16 protein-coding genes and 1 pseudogene are annotated in these 13,872 nt (G+C 60.1%); all 17 read right to left on the bottom strand.

The window, feature by feature from the left end; genetic code table 11:
- Positions 1-33 precede the first annotated feature (33 nt).
- Positions 34-981: an urease accessory protein UreD gene (locus tag RhoBH5_RS21450; RefSeq protein ID WP_125050197.1), complete on the bottom strand. Its 948-nt coding sequence runs from the start codon at positions 979-981 to the stop codon at positions 34-36.
- Positions 978-1,619 carry an urease accessory protein UreG gene (ureG, locus tag RhoBH5_RS21455; RefSeq protein WP_007731713.1) on the bottom strand — a complete coding sequence of 214 codons (642 nt, stop codon included), beginning with the start codon at positions 1,617-1,619 and terminating at the stop codon, positions 978-980. The genes RhoBH5_RS21450 and ureG overlap by 4 nt, the downstream gene beginning before the upstream one ends.
- A 10-nt stretch (positions 1,620-1,629) precedes the next feature.
- Entirely contained in the window at positions 1,630-2,343 is a 714-nt protein-coding gene (locus tag RhoBH5_RS21460; protein WP_125050196.1) for an urease accessory protein UreF, read from the bottom strand.
- Complete coding sequence (gene ureE / locus RhoBH5_RS21465) at positions 2,327-2,974, bottom strand: urease accessory protein UreE (RefSeq protein WP_007731715.1); 648 nt, start codon at positions 2,972-2,974, stop codon at positions 2,327-2,329. The genes RhoBH5_RS21460 and ureE overlap by 17 nt, the downstream gene beginning before the upstream one ends.
- 9 nt (positions 2,975-2,983) lie before the next feature.
- Positions 2,984-4,702, bottom strand: a complete 1,719-nt coding sequence (locus tag RhoBH5_RS21470) for an urease subunit alpha (RefSeq protein ID WP_003943847.1) — start codon at positions 4,700-4,702, stop codon at positions 2,984-2,986.
- 35 nt (positions 4,703-4,737) lie between these two features.
- Complete coding sequence (locus RhoBH5_RS21475; protein ID WP_003943812.1) at positions 4,738-5,175, bottom strand: urease subunit beta; 438 nt, start codon at positions 5,173-5,175, stop codon at positions 4,738-4,740.
- 29 nt (positions 5,176-5,204) lie between these two features.
- Positions 5,205-5,507 carry an urease subunit gamma gene (locus RhoBH5_RS21480; RefSeq protein WP_007731718.1) on the bottom strand — a complete coding sequence of 101 codons (303 nt, stop codon included), beginning with the start codon at positions 5,505-5,507 and terminating at the stop codon, positions 5,205-5,207.
- A gap of 51 nt (positions 5,508-5,558) precedes the next feature.
- Positions 5,559-7,238, bottom strand: coding sequence for an ammonium transporter (gene amt, locus RhoBH5_RS21485; protein ID WP_228117877.1), 1,680 nt, complete (start codon positions 7,236-7,238; stop codon positions 5,559-5,561).
- Positions 7,239-7,812: 574 nt separating this feature from the next.
- Positions 7,813-8,808 carry a squalene cyclase gene (locus tag RhoBH5_RS21490; protein ID WP_270008762.1) on the bottom strand — a complete coding sequence of 332 codons (996 nt, stop codon included), beginning with the start codon at positions 8,806-8,808 and terminating at the stop codon, positions 7,813-7,815.
- Between the two features lie 92 nt (positions 8,809-8,900).
- On the bottom strand, positions 8,901-9,596 hold the full coding sequence (locus RhoBH5_RS21495) for an Imm52 family immunity protein (protein WP_256932082.1): 696 nt from the start codon (positions 9,594-9,596) through the stop codon (positions 8,901-8,903).
- Positions 9,593-9,769: a hypothetical protein gene (locus RhoBH5_RS21500; RefSeq protein ID WP_166655149.1), complete on the bottom strand. Its 177-nt coding sequence runs from the start codon at positions 9,767-9,769 to the stop codon at positions 9,593-9,595. Before RhoBH5_RS21500 ends, RhoBH5_RS21495 begins: the two co-directional genes overlap by 4 nt.
- A gap of 43 nt (positions 9,770-9,812) precedes the next feature.
- Positions 9,813-10,232: a hypothetical protein gene (locus RhoBH5_RS21505; protein WP_050655601.1), complete on the bottom strand. Its 420-nt coding sequence runs from the start codon at positions 10,230-10,232 to the stop codon at positions 9,813-9,815.
- Positions 10,233-10,292: 60 nt separating this feature from the next.
- Entirely contained in the window at positions 10,293-11,114 is an 822-nt protein-coding gene (locus RhoBH5_RS21510; protein WP_143541217.1) for a hypothetical protein, read from the bottom strand.
- A gap of 132 nt (positions 11,115-11,246) precedes the next feature.
- Entirely contained in the window at positions 11,247-11,993 is a 747-nt protein-coding gene (locus RhoBH5_RS21515; RefSeq protein WP_143541216.1) for a hypothetical protein, read from the bottom strand.
- A 17-nt stretch (positions 11,994-12,010) separates the two neighbouring features.
- Positions 12,011-12,562: a hypothetical protein gene (locus tag RhoBH5_RS21520; protein ID WP_128637879.1), complete on the bottom strand. Its 552-nt coding sequence runs from the start codon at positions 12,560-12,562 to the stop codon at positions 12,011-12,013.
- A pseudogene (locus RhoBH5_RS32720) lies at positions 12,513-12,665 on the bottom strand (HNH endonuclease signature motif containing protein); the annotation flags it as partial. The pseudogene RhoBH5_RS32720 and the gene RhoBH5_RS21520, both read right to left, overlap by 50 nt.
- A 432-nt stretch (positions 12,666-13,097) precedes the next feature.
- Positions 13,098-13,871 carry a hypothetical protein gene (locus RhoBH5_RS21525; protein WP_228232371.1) on the bottom strand — a complete coding sequence of 258 codons (774 nt, stop codon included), beginning with the start codon at positions 13,869-13,871 and terminating at the stop codon, positions 13,098-13,100.
- Position 13,872: the final 1 nt, after the last annotated feature.

Here is a 13,872-nt window from a genome sequence, read left to right on the forward strand (position 1 = left end):
GCACGTCCCTCGATCCCTATCAGGCGATCCGCGTCATCCCCAGAGCGGGACGGGCGGAATGGTGGTGTCCAGAACTGCCTTTCGCACCAGAGCCCAGAAATCACGAACCTTCGCCTTGACGGGTTCGCTCTCCGGACCGAGGACTTTGAAGATGAGACCGGCGTCGTTCGGTAGCCGACTCGCTCCGGAAACGACCTTGCCGTCACGGCCCGGAACTACCTCTTCGAGAATCCCGTCGGCGTGCTCCTTCGGTGTCAGCAGGATGACATTGCCGAACACGTCGTGGTCGCCCATGATTCCGCCGTATCGCACGGGGAAGCGTGCCGGTTCGATCACCAATTTCTCGGTGAAGAGGTTCTTCCCGTCCGGACGCTCCGCCTTGATCATTGTGGAGTACAGGTCGTAGACGAACATCTCTCCGCCGTCGTGGTACTTGCGACCCGACATCACGATCTCCGAGAACAACAGCGTTGCAGTCGGATCCACCGTGATGTCGGTGCGCGCGTAGTACCTCGCGTTGCGGTGTGGGATCGTCACCCCGGGCATCAGTTCGAGATACGAATTCTCCGCGAGCACCACTTTCTGGAGTTGCGACGCGTGATTGGCATCCATCCGGTGAACCTTGGTGGCCGACTGAGTGGTCACGTGCGCGAGGGAACCCGGTTCCATCTCGATGGTCAGGAACAGTCGATCGCCTTGCAACACACTGCCGGACGTCGAGATCATGTAGACGCACGGCATGGTCGGCAACGCTTCGTCCCAGTACAGCGCCTGCTGAACGAGCAGCGGTGTCTTGCGGTACATGTCCCGCAGAATCGTCTTGTCGCCACGGTCGACAAATCGCATCTCGAGAACGCCGGTCTTCCCGACCTTGCCGGCCGGGGCCTGCTTCGGCTGGTCCTGGTACTGGTCGAGTTCCGGGATGGTCGGGATCGGCCCCGGGAGCGACCGCGATGCTCCCGGGACGGACGTTGCGCTCACGGTGCGCTCGCTCCCACTTCCTCTTCGTCGAAGAGGACTCCGTGCACGATGAGGTCCACCACTTCCTTGATGCCTTCCCCGGTCATGCAATTGGTGAAGACGAACGGCTTGTCGCCGCGCATCCCCTTGGAGTCGCGATCCATGACTCCGAGATCGGCGTTGACGTACGGTGCGAGATCGGTCTTGTTGATGACCAGGATGTCGGACTGCGAGATTCCCGGACCGTTCTTGCGCGGAATCTTGTCGCCTGCGGCTACGTCGATGACGTAGATGAAGAAGTCGACCAGAGCTGGACTGAACGTCAGTGTGAGGTTGTCGCCACCACTTTCGATGAACACCACGTCGGTGTCCGGGAACGTTTTCTCCATGTCCTCGACCGCCGCGAGATTCATACTCGGGTCTTCGCGGACGGCGGTGTGTGGGCAGGCTCCCGTCTCCACGCCGACGATACGTTCCTCCACGAGAACACCTTTGAGAGCCTTGCGCACATGCTTGGCATCTTCGGTGGTGACCACGTCATTGGTGATGATCAGAACGCTGGTGCCCCGCTTGATGAACTCCGGCGTGATCGCCTCGATGAGTGCGGTCTTACCCGAACCCACGGGTCCGCCGATTCCGATGCGCGTTGTCTTCTTCATCGTTCTCCTTCTAGTTCATGAACATTCGGACGTGCGCCTTGACGTGAACCGCAGCCAGAATGTCGATCATCGGGGCGAAATTGGACATGTCGTCGAGTCCGTAGTCACGCACTGCGGCGTACTCACGGCCGGCGCTCTGATTGACCTCGAACAGAATCTCTTGCGTCGTGAGGTGATCGACTCGGACGATACGAAGGGCAGCGCCGAGCAACGTCATCGCGACACCGTACTGATTGACCGTGAAAGCGTCCTCTTCCGGAGAACCCATCTCCGCGAAAGCAATTCCGAGGCCGACGGGGTAGGTACCCGGCGTCTCTCCCGATGCGACCGCGGCCAACCACTTGTTGAACAGGGTCTCACCGGCCAAGCGCCCGCCGAGTTCGGCCAACTTCTTACCCATGCGGGTACTCATCGTGCGTGCTTCTTCGTTGAGTTTGCGTTCGATCACTGCATGATCAGCGGCGAGGATCGCCGAGAAATCACCGGCTGCCGCACCCCGGTGCGCCGCGAGTACGGCGATACCGTCGCACGTCGCGCCCTGATGGGCGGCCGAGAGCACAAACTCCCGCAGCGACGGACCACCCGTGACAATTCCCTGCGCCACGGCCGATTCCAAACCGTTGGAGAACGAGAAGGAACCGACCGGGAACATGGAATCGGAAAACTGCATCATCCGCATCGCGCGGTTGATGCTGAGCCCGGATCCCTCAGACGAGAGGGTCATGGGTATGCCCCTCGCCCTCACGCGCGGCCGCACCGAACAAACGGCGTGCCTCGTGTGGAGCGATGTAGGGAATTACCTCGGCGCCCGGGATGAAGGTGTACTCGATGCCCTCGAAAGCATGTGTCCGCATCACCGAGCCCATGACCGCCTTGTCGACCGTCAACGGAACGTAGACCTTCATTCCCTTCACCACCGCAGGCCAGTGCTGGTTACCCACGGCATGTCCCAACTCCAGGCACGTCTGAATCATCTTCTCGGGCGTGACGTCGACCAGCGCGCTCAGGTCGATCTCCAACACGTCCTTGAGGTTGATCCTGGCCACGACCACGGTGTTCGCCGGCTCGTCCCACAGCAGAATGTCGCCGTCCTGCAACTGAATACCACGATCAAGCGAGACGGCCAATTCACGGCCACCGATCGTGGTGCGTCGTAACCGACTCTTCTGCGCTTCCCACTGATCGAGCGACAAGACGTCGACTACCGCATTGTCGAGTCGACCGGCCCACTCCTCGTCGGTCTCCTTCCCGAGCAGCGCGTCGACTCGCGTCGGCTTTCCGCTCGGCGCGGTCATCTCGCCGTGCGTGTGTGGCGTCGCATCGGCACCGTGCGTGTGTGTGATTGTTCCCGACACTGGAGACCCCTAACTGAAGAAGTAAAGTTGGTTCAAGCGAATGGATTCGGCGGGTTCGACGTACGCATGGACACCGTCCGCAGTCACCGCGAAGGTCTCCGGGTCCACCTTGATTTCCGGAGTAGCCGAGTTACGAACCAGATCACGCTTGGTGACCGTCCTCGTGCCCTCGACGGCGACAACCTGACGTTCGAGACCGAGTCGATCCTTGATGCCGTCGTCGAGCGCCGCTCGCGAGACGAACGAGACCGAACTCTGCGGCAACGCCTTGCCGAATCCACCGAACATCGGCCGGTAGATCACCGGTTGTGGTGTCGGGAGCGACGCATTCGGATCTCCCATGGCGTGCCAGCTGATCAACCCGTTCTTGATGATCGTCTTCGGCTTCGCGCCGAAGAATGCGGGCTCCCAGAGAACAAGATCCGCCATCTTCCCGACACCGATCGACCCGACCACATGCGAAAGACCGAACGTCAACGCTGGATTGATCGTGACCTTCGCGACGTAGCGCAACACGCGAAAGTTGTCGTGCGTCGGTGAATCCTCGGGCAGCTTTCCGCGGGACCGCTTCATGCAGTCCGCTGTTTGGATCGCGCGTAGCCAGTTTTCTCCAACCCGGCCCATCGCCTGTGAGTCACTCGAGAACATCGAGATGACGCCCATGTCCTGCAGTACGTTCTCGGCACCGATCGTCTCGGCGCGAACGCGGGACTCGGCAAACGAAACATCCGAGGGCACTTTGGGATTGAGGTTGTGACAGACCATGATCATGTCGAAGAGTTCGGCCTGAGTGTTGATGCCGTATGGCAACGTCGGATTGGTCGACGCCGGAAGTACGTTGTCCTCGCCCGTCACCCGCAGAATGTCGGGTGCGTGACCGCCACCCGCGCCCTCGCTGTGATAGGTGTGAATGGTACGGCCTTCGAAGGCCGCGATGGTGTCCTCGACGTATCCGGCCTCGTTGAGTGTGTCCGTGTGAATGGCGACCTGAACGTCCATTTCGTCTGCCACCCGCAGAGACTCACGAATTGTGGCCGGTGTCGCGCCCCAGTCCTCGTGGACCTTCAGACCGGCCGCACCGGCCTTGATCTGTTCGACCAGCGACTGATGCCCGGACGAGTTCCCCTTGCCCAACATGCAGACGTTGACCGGCAAACCCTCGTTGGCCTTGAGCATCATCTCCATGTTCCAGATACCGGAAGTGATGGTGGTGCCGTTCGTTCCGTCGGTCGGGCCGATGCCACCACCGATCAGCGTCGTCACTCCCCCACTGAGTGCGTGGTACGCCTGCTGTGGTGACACGAGGTGCACGTGCGGATCGATGCCGGCGGCAGTGAGGATCATCTGCTCACCGGAAATCGCGTCGGTCGCCGGACCGGTGGTCAGCCCCGGGGTGACGCCTTCCATCGTGCTGGAATTTCCCGCCTTACCCCAGCCGACGATCTTGCCGTCCTTGATTCCCACGTCTGCCTTGACGACGCCGATGGTTGCATCGACGATGACCACGTTGGTGATCACGAGGTCGAGGGCACCGTCGATGCTGCACGACTCCGGATCCTGGCCCATGCCGTCGCGCAGCGTCTTGCCGCCGCCGTAGATCGACTCGTCGCCGATCGTTCGAAGATCTTCCTCGACCTCGATGTACAGGTCGGTATTACCCAGCCTGATCTGGTCACCCGTGGTGACCCCGAACAGACCCGAATACTCTTGTCTCGAAATGCTTGTCATGGGTGTTGCTCTCCTTCGTCCGCCGTGAACGAGAATCAGTCGGTTTGAGGTTCGGACAGGAAGCCGAGTTCTTCGGCACGCTGGACGGCTCCGGGGAGCCTCGGCCGGTAGGCGGCGTGGGTCGGCGCCCAACCGTCGACAAGTCCGTTGAAGCCTTGCACTCGTTGCTTGCCGCCGAACGGCACCAACGTCACTTCCTTCTCGTCGCCCGGCTCGAACCTGACCGCCGTGCCCGCGGGAATGTCGAGGCGCCAGCCGAAGGACTGTTCACGATCGAAGGACAACGCGCGATTGACTTCCATGAAGTGGTAGTGCGAACCCACCTGGATGGGACGGTCACCGGTGTTTCGGACTCGCAACTTCAAACGTGGACGGCCCTCGTTGAGTTCGATCGGCTCGTCCCGCAACACGTATCCGCCGACCGGTACTTTCTTCTCGCCGCCGGAATCCTTCTTCGTCGATTTGCTTGCCATCTTGGAGTGCTCCTGACATCTCGGTCGGGCTACTGGATCGGAGAGTGCACGGTGACGAGCCGGCTACCGTCGAGGAACACCGCCTCGACCTGCACACGTGGAATCATCTCCGCCACACCGTCCATCACGTCGTCGACCGTCAAGGCGTGCGATGCGTCGGCCATGACCTCCTCGAGAGTCTTGCCCTCCCGAGCTCCCTCCAGGGCGGCTGCAGTGATAACTGCGACGGACTCCGGGTGATTGAGTTTGAGCCCCTTTGCCTTTCGCCTCAGTGCGACATCCGCCAACATGAGGATTGTCAGCTTGTCGAGTTCTCGCGGTGTCAGATGCATTCTGAACGCTCCTTGTCGATCATGCGGTAACTCCCTGTCGTCGAATACATGTCAGCTCCCCTGTTCCGTCGCTTCGGTGAGAGGTTCGGCCGCTTGCTGGACGAAACCGCTCCTCCTGCCGCCCGAGTACTCGTTGATCGCGTCCAGAACTGCCTGGGCATGTTCCGAGGCGACCAGCACCTCGACACGCAACCGCTCGGTGAACACGACGTCGTTGCGTTGTCCGCGGAACTTGAGCGAGGCCGAGTCACTCGCGGAGACATGCGCTTCCGATACGACTATCGACTCCGCTCCGGCAGCCAGCAGCGCCTCCCGTAGCTTCTCGGACTCGATGGTCTGCAATACCGCGGTGATGAGTTCGTGCTTCGGGGCGCCGAGGTTCGGAACAAGTTTTGCCCCCTCGACCAGGACCCCCGAGTCGAACCCGCTGGTCTGCGGCGCACCACCCGCGTCCACGAATGCGGCGTTGTAGCGGTATGCGTCCATGCCTTGCTGACGACGGTCGATGTCCACCTGGTCTTTCGGGGCCAGCTTGAGACCGATGGTCTTCTCGATGCCCGTGGCGATCAGCCAGGTCACCACGAACGAGAAAGCGATGACGACGATCAACGCCAGCGCCTGCTCGCCGAGTAGTCCTGCCCCGCCGCCGAAGAAGAGTCCGTCGCGGCCGATCGAATTGATGGCTTTTTCGCCGAACAAACCGAGAAGGAGTGAACCGAGGATGCCGCCGATGAAGTGGACCGCGATGACGTCGAGCGCGTCGTCGAACTTGAAGATCGACTTGAGCGCGAGCGCGAAGTGGCAGACCAGTCCGGCAAGCGCGCCGATCGCCAACGCGGAGAAGGTGCTGACGAAGCCGGCGCAAGGGGTGACGGTCGCGAGACCGGCTACCGCGCCGGTGATTCCGCCGATCGCCGTGGCCTTGCCCTCGGTGTACCTTTCGATGACGAGCCAGACGACCATACCGCCCGCTGCGGCGATGTGAGTGTTCATCAAGGCTTGTGCCGCAACACCATCGGCGGCCAATCCGTCGCCTGCGTTGAATCCGAACCAGCCGAACCACAGGATGCCTGCGCCGATCAACGCCAGAGGCACCGAGTGCGGGACTGCCTCGGCGTTGGGCCATCCCGGACGTTTACCGACCACCAGCAAGATTGCCAGGGCGGCGGCGCCGGCGGATGCGTGGACGACAATTCCGCCGGCCCAGTCCTGAGCTCCGCGGAGCGCCAACCAGCCTTCGGGATTGAAGAGCCAGTGCGCAATCGGGGGGTAGACGATGATCGACCACAGCACGAGCAGAACGGCCCAGCCCAAGGGCTTGAGCCGGTTTGCGGTCGCACCGGTGATCAGCGCGGGCGTGATGATCGCGAACATCATCTGATAGACCACGAACGCCAGAGTCGGTACCGCGACTGCACCTTCGATCAGGTGGAAGCCCGGGGCGGCGGCTGTGTGTATGTCCTGCAAGCCGAACAATTTGAGGTCACCGAGGAAGCCGGAACCCCAGTCTCCACTGAACGCGAAGCTGTATCCGAACACGACCCAGGTAATCGAGACGAGTCCGAGTGGGACGAGGTTCTGCTGCAACATGACGAGCGCACTGCTACCACGCACCAGACCGGCGTAGAAGAAGGCGAGTCCGGGAACCATGAAGAGAACCAGACCCGCGGAGATCAGCACCCACGCCGTGTCCCCACTATCTATCACTGCTTCGGCTAACACCATTTCCATCGACATCGACGACCTCCGAGCATTATTCGGACCTGAACAAAGTCATTGGTTAGAGCAGCAATTCGCGATGTTCCGGTTCGCTGCGACAGTTACGCTACGCCCCATAGTTGCACCTTCTCAGCAAAATCGGGGGAACATCCGGTTTTCACGTTTAGTAGAGCATTGTTCTGGGAAAAGATGGGACTTTGCCTAAACATTGCGGACGCTCCACAACCTACAATTGCGAGACTAAATCTCGCCGAAAGTGGTTTAAGTCCTGCAAAATGGGGAACGTAGCCGCAGGTGAGCGCCACTTTCGGAGCAGAAATGCCGTTTCCAGCTCGGGACTTAGCTCCCTAACCGAGACAGCTGCGAGAGCCTTAGTTGATTACCAACGTCGGTGACCCGCCTATCCAATCGGGTAGGTAATTTCACCGAACATCTTCTCACCTGTTCAGATGATTAACCTTCATCGCACTGAGGGCAATCCTGTCGTTAATATGTTCTTCATCTGTACTGGATATTTCGACTGGAAGGTCGAAGATCACCTTTCGATAACCTTTAAGGTTGAATGAATTTCGCTGTGACTCTTTTGTTATGCAGAACCTAGAGGGGAGGATTGATCCCACCAGGCGAGCACTCGGATGCCGGATAAAGTCAGCCACCTCGACGGCTCCCCCGCCTTTGTGTCGACCTCGAACCACACCCGCCCCGGTTGGCGACCGGCCTGGAGCCACGTCCCATCCGAGGCTCGAGCGGCCCGGATCATCTCGATCGCGTCCGCCATTCGCGGATCAGGCTCATTTCCATCCGACAACGACGCTTCGCGGAAGTAGTCGGCTGCGTTGAGCACGTTGTAACGCCACCGGAACGGGTACGCGAACCGGCCGATCCAGTCCCCCACCGGTTCCCCGGTCGAGAGTCTCCGGAACAGACCGCGCTGCAGCAAGAATTCCTCACCGGATCGTCGAGCCGCGCGCGTCTCAATTGTTCCCCCGGTCGCGATCTCGTACGCGAGAAGCCCTTTGAGTGAATTGAGCGTCGAATGGAACGACGATCGGGTCGAACCTTCGATCCACTCACAGTTCCACCCACCATCCGGAAGTTGATGCCGCACAAACCAATCAGCCAGTTCATCAACGGGCATGCCGAGCCACACACCGTTTGCCACCGTCCAGGCGTTGATGCAGCAATCGACCTCACCGTCCCAGTACGGCCGGCCCTCGTACTCCCAGCGACAGTTCTCCGCGAGCAGTTCTGCAGTACGACGCTCCCGCAGAACACTGGCGTCGAGGCCCCACTCACGCAAGGAGTTGAGCGTCCAAGTAGTTGCCGTCCAGGGTTGCGAACCTTCTTCTGCTGCTTCGGGTCCCACGAAGTCGAATTCTGCCGGGAAGAACGCCCCACCCGCCCATTTGCCGTCTCGATCCTGCAATGAAGGCACGCGTGCACCAAATCCTTTGGTAGCGATCGACGCGCGCGTCGCCGCCCACACAGTGGGCGCTTCGTTCAGCAGGTCGCGCTCCACCTGCCACCGAATCGCCGGATCCGAATCGAGGAGCCACGCGAGCAAGTCGGCTCGGGGTGCCATCTGGCAATACTATCGAAAGGCGAAGCAGGTCATCCGGTTAACACATTTCTCGACGTCTGATGCAATGGTGAACTCCGGACCCGTTGCGTGGCCTACACCGGATAACCCAACGCCGCCCGCACCGCCACGATGTCGGCGGCAGCGACCTGCATAGGCTTGTCCCCCAACCGAATCAACGTGCCAGTGGGCAGTTCCTCTACCACCGCAGATTGGGGCAGCGCGCTGCGATCGAACGTAACTCCGGAATGGAAGTATGTTTCCCATCCCACCTCGACCTCACCTTTCGACCGATTCTGAAGGTGCCGGTAGTCTCCGATGCTCCACCGAGCTCGCTCCGGTTCCCAATGCTTGACGATCACTCTCATGATCGCGTCTCCGATATCCGGGTCGAGCAACCGCCGGGTACTGTCGGTGAGCTGCGTCTCCGTCGGCAACGACACCAGGACACTGTTGGGAGCACTGGTTTCCAGCCCGCCGACCCAGGCACCGACCCGGCGCGCGGTCCCGTCCTCGGGCGACAAGTCGATGTCGTAGCCCGGTCCCGGGGTGTCCGAATACCCCATCTCCTTCGAGCGGGAATACTCGAAGATTCGCACCAACCCGTCCACACTGAGATCTGCTGGCGCCTTGTCGAACTCGGCAGTCGAGACCCACGACAACGCCAGCCCCGGGTCGATCGCTTCCAGATCATCGAGGAAGGCCCGCATCGTCTGCGCCACTTCCTGACTCGACTGCACCCGTGTCCCCCAATATCCGGCTAAAGTCGGCCGCCGCCCGAACATGCTCATCGCCCCGTCCTTTCCAATCCGACCTGATCTCCATAGCCCGACACTGCGCGCACTGCCACGATGTCGGCGGCACCGACGTGCATAGGCTTGTCTCCCAACCGGATCAACGTGTCAGTGGGTAGTTCCTCGATCACGGCGACTTGGGGGAGCGCGCTGCGCTCAAGGCATGCCATCACATAGTTTCACCACGGCAAAGCATATGTTGGGCAAGTTGGTTCAGCCGAGCCATTCGGAGATGGTGGCGTTGTCGACACCGCCACCGAAAGAGTGGAACACCAGCAACGCTTGCCCCGACATCACCAGGCGACCGTCCTCGGTGAGGCCGATATCGAGCATCCCCGCTTGCCCATGCACCTGGCACCACACGAAGTCGGGAACCCGCAACAACCCCGACGCCGGGTCCGTATCGAGGTCCGCCGGATGAAGGGACACTTCGCCGAAGACGTTGTCCTCGAGCGCTTCCGCGGTCTCACGGTCCACCAACACCAGCGGGCCGGCGCCGATCAGTCCGTCGGTAGGTTGCCGGGTGAACACGAAGTGAGCCCTCTCCACCGTCGGCGGCAAGGTTGCGGTATCGACAACTGTACGATCCCCGACAAACCCTGGCTCTTCCGGGACGACGACCCAGTAGTCCATTAATTTCTCCCCTTGAAGTGTTGTGGTCGAAGCAAATCCGAGATTCTTGCACTCACATGGCTAGCCGTCGCCCAGGTCTTCGAGAACGTCGGCGAACACCGAATCCGGTAACGGGTAGTGCTCACGCACCGCGGCACGGCGATGCTCGTCGAGCCACCGCAGTGTCCTCTCACGATCATCGGCAGCAGCGACTTCACGAAACTGTGTCCAGAACATCACAAGTGGAGCTTTCGGGTCGGCAACCCAGCCGCGGAAGTATTCAATTGCGTTGTCGATAACCTCGAGCGGTGAACCGGTGTCAGTGATCACACGCAGCCCCGCCAAGATTGTCCAGCGTGCTGGACCCGACTGATTGCGCTCAAGGTACTGCTTCTCACGGAGTGGGGTGAGTGCCGCCTCCGATCGTGCGTCGAACAGCTCGGATGCTGGCCCCTCAGCCCACCAGATCACTAGCTCGGCAGCGGAGACGGTATCAAAGATATCAATCTGGCGGCCATGGTAGTCGTGTCCGCAATGCCTGCTGTCGTAGTGGTCCTGCCACTCAGTGAGTGTTCCGGGATCGAGGGGTTCGATGAGTGGTAGGTGAGTAATCGTCAGTTTCTCACGGTTGGGAATCGGATCGATCCCGACGGTGTCGAAAAACCATCGCACCGGAGTGTGCAGCAGCTTGGCTCGCAACCCGCTCCCGATGATCGTCCAGTTCGGGCCGAGCGTCTCCACTGCCGCTCCCAACACCTTCTCCCACGCAGCGCCTCTCCCCTTTTTCGGAGTGAGGTCCGCGATCGCATCTATCGCCATCTCCCGCAACTGATCCCGGTCCATTCCCAGGGACTCCAGGACCTCAGTGACCGATTTCGGCGACTTAGGCTTGTCATCGCTCATGTGCATGCTTGCCATAAAGGACCATTCGTATTATTTGGTAGACGAAAAGGAGCGACTGTGCGCACCGCCAGCGGTTCTCCGACGCGGCGCGCGATCCATCCGATTCCACTCCCTCACGCCTACTTCCCTCGGCTACGAGTCCTCAGTACGGAAAATCACATCGGCAAACGCAGAATCCCGAAGCCCGTATGCATCCTTTACAGAACGACGTCGTTCTTCGTCCAGCCACTGCAATGTCGCTAGTCGGTCTCTGTTTTCCGCGACCGCGCGAAATTCTCGCCAGAAACTTTGGACGTGGCCACCGACATCACGGCGAGCCAACTCCCAGAGGACGCTGTCGATGACCTCGATTGGCGAACCGGTGTCAGCTATCACCCGCAGTCCAGCCGAAATCATCCAATCCCGGCAAGGCTCTTCCTTGCGGTCGGCATAAGCCTGCTCGGCTGCAGCTACCGAGTCGGGAAGCGGCGCTGCAGCAAAGAACTTGGTGGACGGACCGAGCGCCCACCAGCGCACGATCTCCGCAGCACCGCGGGTATCGAAGATGTCCATCTGAATATTCGGTGGTTCAGAATCTGTGGGACCAGGTTGATATGAACTCTGTCGAAAGGTGATAGTGCCCGGCGTGAATTCTCTCATCAGGGGCGCATGACTGAAGGTCAGCTCTTCCCGATTCGGTTTGGGATCCAACCCAATGGAATTGAACCACCATCGCACTGGTAGATGGATCAACTCCGCCTGAGTGCCAGATCGTGCCACAACCCACTCTGGGCCAAGGTTGCTCGCCGCAGACTTCAACACCCGCTCCCATGCAGAACCGCGCCCCTTCCTCGGGGTCGACATGGCCAAGCCATCGATTCCCTCGAGGATGGAAGCCAACTTCGCTCTCCGGTGTATCAAACGATCGAGCGCTGCCAGTGGCTTTCTCCAGGTAAATCACGATAACGCAGCAAGAAGTCGGAAATATTCCGCCCCACGATAGGCCAGTCCTCACGTCCGTCGAGAGTTGAAGCTAACAGAACATTGAAGTCGTTTTTTCTTGTGTCGAATACAATGAAATCTGGCTCGACCACCATTGTGCCGATTATTATGTCACTCTTCAAGAAGCGCCCATCCTCGTCATCCCAGAATTCCAGCTCGCGTTCCGTAACTTCTCGAGCTTTAGGCGGAGAAAGGAGTGTTATTCCGTCCTTTCCTAAGCCCCTATCGTGGTGAAGTCTGCATTCTCTCGCACTTCTCCATAAATCGAAGAGATCTCTCGGCAGGGTATCTAGGTTCCAATACTGAGACACCTCTTCAGCCTCTGCCGGCGGGTCGTATGTGTTGTAGACGTCAAATGATCGGCCTGGATGCGTCGGGACTAGGACCCGCTGGATGTCGGGATAGGACTCCAGCGCATCAGTTATAGATATCGGCATAAAATTCCCACCATCGAGTGAAGAGTGCATGTATAGAAGTGGGCAGGGGAACTAGATTCCAGAATTCATTCGTACCTCCGTACTTTCGGGGAAGTATGTGATGCACCTCCCAGCGCCTTCGACCGCGCCGGAATCTCCCACATCGACTGGATCGCCGAAGGGTTCGACGCCATAGACAAAGGCCGCAGCCGGCCGCCCGCCTTCGAAAACGGTATGGTCTCCGCTGACCGCCTCACTACCGACCCACGAATCATCCGCACAATTAGCCCCGGCCTACCTGGCAGTCCGGACATCATCCCTCAGTATCAAGCACTATCTGCGAGGGTTCCGGAATCGCGGGATCCGGGCGTGCAGGTTCATTCACGGACGGAACAGAGGGTTCATCATGCTCGGCAGGTGGAACGGTACCGTCGATGGCGGGTATGCCGCGCGGTGGCACTCCACCCGGAGCGTCGATCAGCTGGTGCGTAGCCGGATCGGGATCGCGGCGCGGTAATTGCGGGCAGGCTGGTCGGTCCGCGCCATCCCTACCTGCAGGCAGCCCCGAGTGCGCCCAACGTAGGGCTCACAGCCGTCTGAAACCTTTGGGTAGAGGAATCTCCGGTCGTTCGGTCGGCAGTCCTGCTGCTGCGCGGATGCTTCGGATGTCCTCGACGGTTACCGGCGTGGACAGATTCTTCTGGATGACGATTGTGCCGTCATGGTAGGGAAATGCCTCCACGCTGGGCGGGAGCTGCGTTTCCTTGATCGGCAACTCAGGACCGAAGTAGGTGCAACTGCCCACGATTGCGTCACCCGGTACGTTGCGCTGAGGCGATGATTCGGTTCGGCGGTAGAGCACGGTGACACGCGAGTCCCAGATGTCGGCTAGTCCCTGTACGAGCTTCGATGCCAGCGAAATCAGTGATTCGTCGGCAAAGGCACATGCGAATGCGCCGGACCCTGAGGTGCCCCCGAAACTAACAACGACTTTGACGTCTCCAGCGGGTGAATACAGGGTCATATGTCGTCCCAATGAGAGGGGATACATACCGCCGGTGGCATCAGGGGATCGTCTGCGCTCGATCAATGCGGCTTCGATCGATTTTTCCGTCGGAGGCACAAGGATCTGACGGATATTCGACGCCAAGGCTTGCTCGACTCCGGCACCGTCGGGGAGGGCATCGCCTACTGTTTGGTACAAGTCGACGTCGAAGACAGGATCGATGTCGCGAAGCAATCGTAGCGAACGTGCAACGAGCGCGGCCGTGACGGCCTCGCTTTCAGGCGCACCCTTTCGTGGAATGACCTTCACTGTCAAGCCCGCCGTAGGATTGCGGCGCAGTGATGATGTAGGCACT

It is taken from the genome of Rhodococcus sp. BH5 (assembly GCF_027583855.1).
In the GTDB taxonomy this organism is placed as follows: domain Bacteria; phylum Actinomycetota; class Actinomycetes; order Mycobacteriales; family Mycobacteriaceae; genus Rhodococcus_F; species Rhodococcus_F qingshengii.

What these genes read in the sequence shown, in the direction of transcription:
- RhoBH5_RS21510 (WP_143541217.1), bottom strand. Translation starts at nt 11,114, where the DNA reads ATGAGCGATGACAAGCCTAAGTCGCCGAAATCGGTCACTGAGGTCCTG.
- RhoBH5_RS21480 (WP_007731718.1), bottom strand. Translation starts at nt 5,507, where the DNA reads ATGCATCTGACACCGCGAGAACTCGACAAGCTGACAATCCTCATGTTG.
- RhoBH5_RS21520 (WP_128637879.1), bottom strand. Translation starts at nt 12,562, where the DNA reads ATGCACTCTTCACTCGATGGTGGGAATTTTATGCCGATATCTATAACT.
- amt (WP_228117877.1), bottom strand. Translation starts at nt 7,238, where the DNA reads ATGGAAATGGTGTTAGCCGAAGCAGTGATAGATAGTGGGGACACGGCG.
- RhoBH5_RS21505 (WP_050655601.1), bottom strand. Translation starts at nt 10,232, where the DNA reads ATGGACTACTGGGTCGTCGTCCCGGAAGAGCCAGGGTTTGTCGGGGAT.
- RhoBH5_RS21460 (WP_125050196.1), bottom strand. Translation starts at nt 2,343, where the DNA reads ATGACCCTCTCGTCTGAGGGATCCGGGCTCAGCATCAACCGCGCGATG.
- RhoBH5_RS21500 (WP_166655149.1), bottom strand. Translation starts at nt 9,769, where the DNA reads ATGGCATGCCTTGAGCGCAGCGCGCTCCCCCAAGTCGCCGTGATCGAG.
- RhoBH5_RS21490 (WP_270008762.1), bottom strand. Translation starts at nt 8,808, where the DNA reads ATGGCACCCCGAGCCGACTTGCTCGCGTGGCTCCTCGATTCGGATCCG.
- RhoBH5_RS21470 (WP_003943847.1), bottom strand. Translation starts at nt 4,702, where the DNA reads ATGACAAGCATTTCGAGACAAGAGTATTCGGGTCTGTTCGGGGTCACC.
- RhoBH5_RS21475 (WP_003943812.1), bottom strand. Translation starts at nt 5,175, where the DNA reads ATGGCAAGCAAATCGACGAAGAAGGATTCCGGCGGCGAGAAGAAAGTA.
- RhoBH5_RS21495 (WP_256932082.1), bottom strand. Translation starts at nt 9,596, where the DNA reads ATGAGCATGTTCGGGCGGCGGCCGACTTTAGCCGGATATTGGGGGACA.
- ureG (WP_007731713.1), bottom strand. Translation starts at nt 1,619, where the DNA reads ATGAAGAAGACAACGCGCATCGGAATCGGCGGACCCGTGGGTTCGGGT.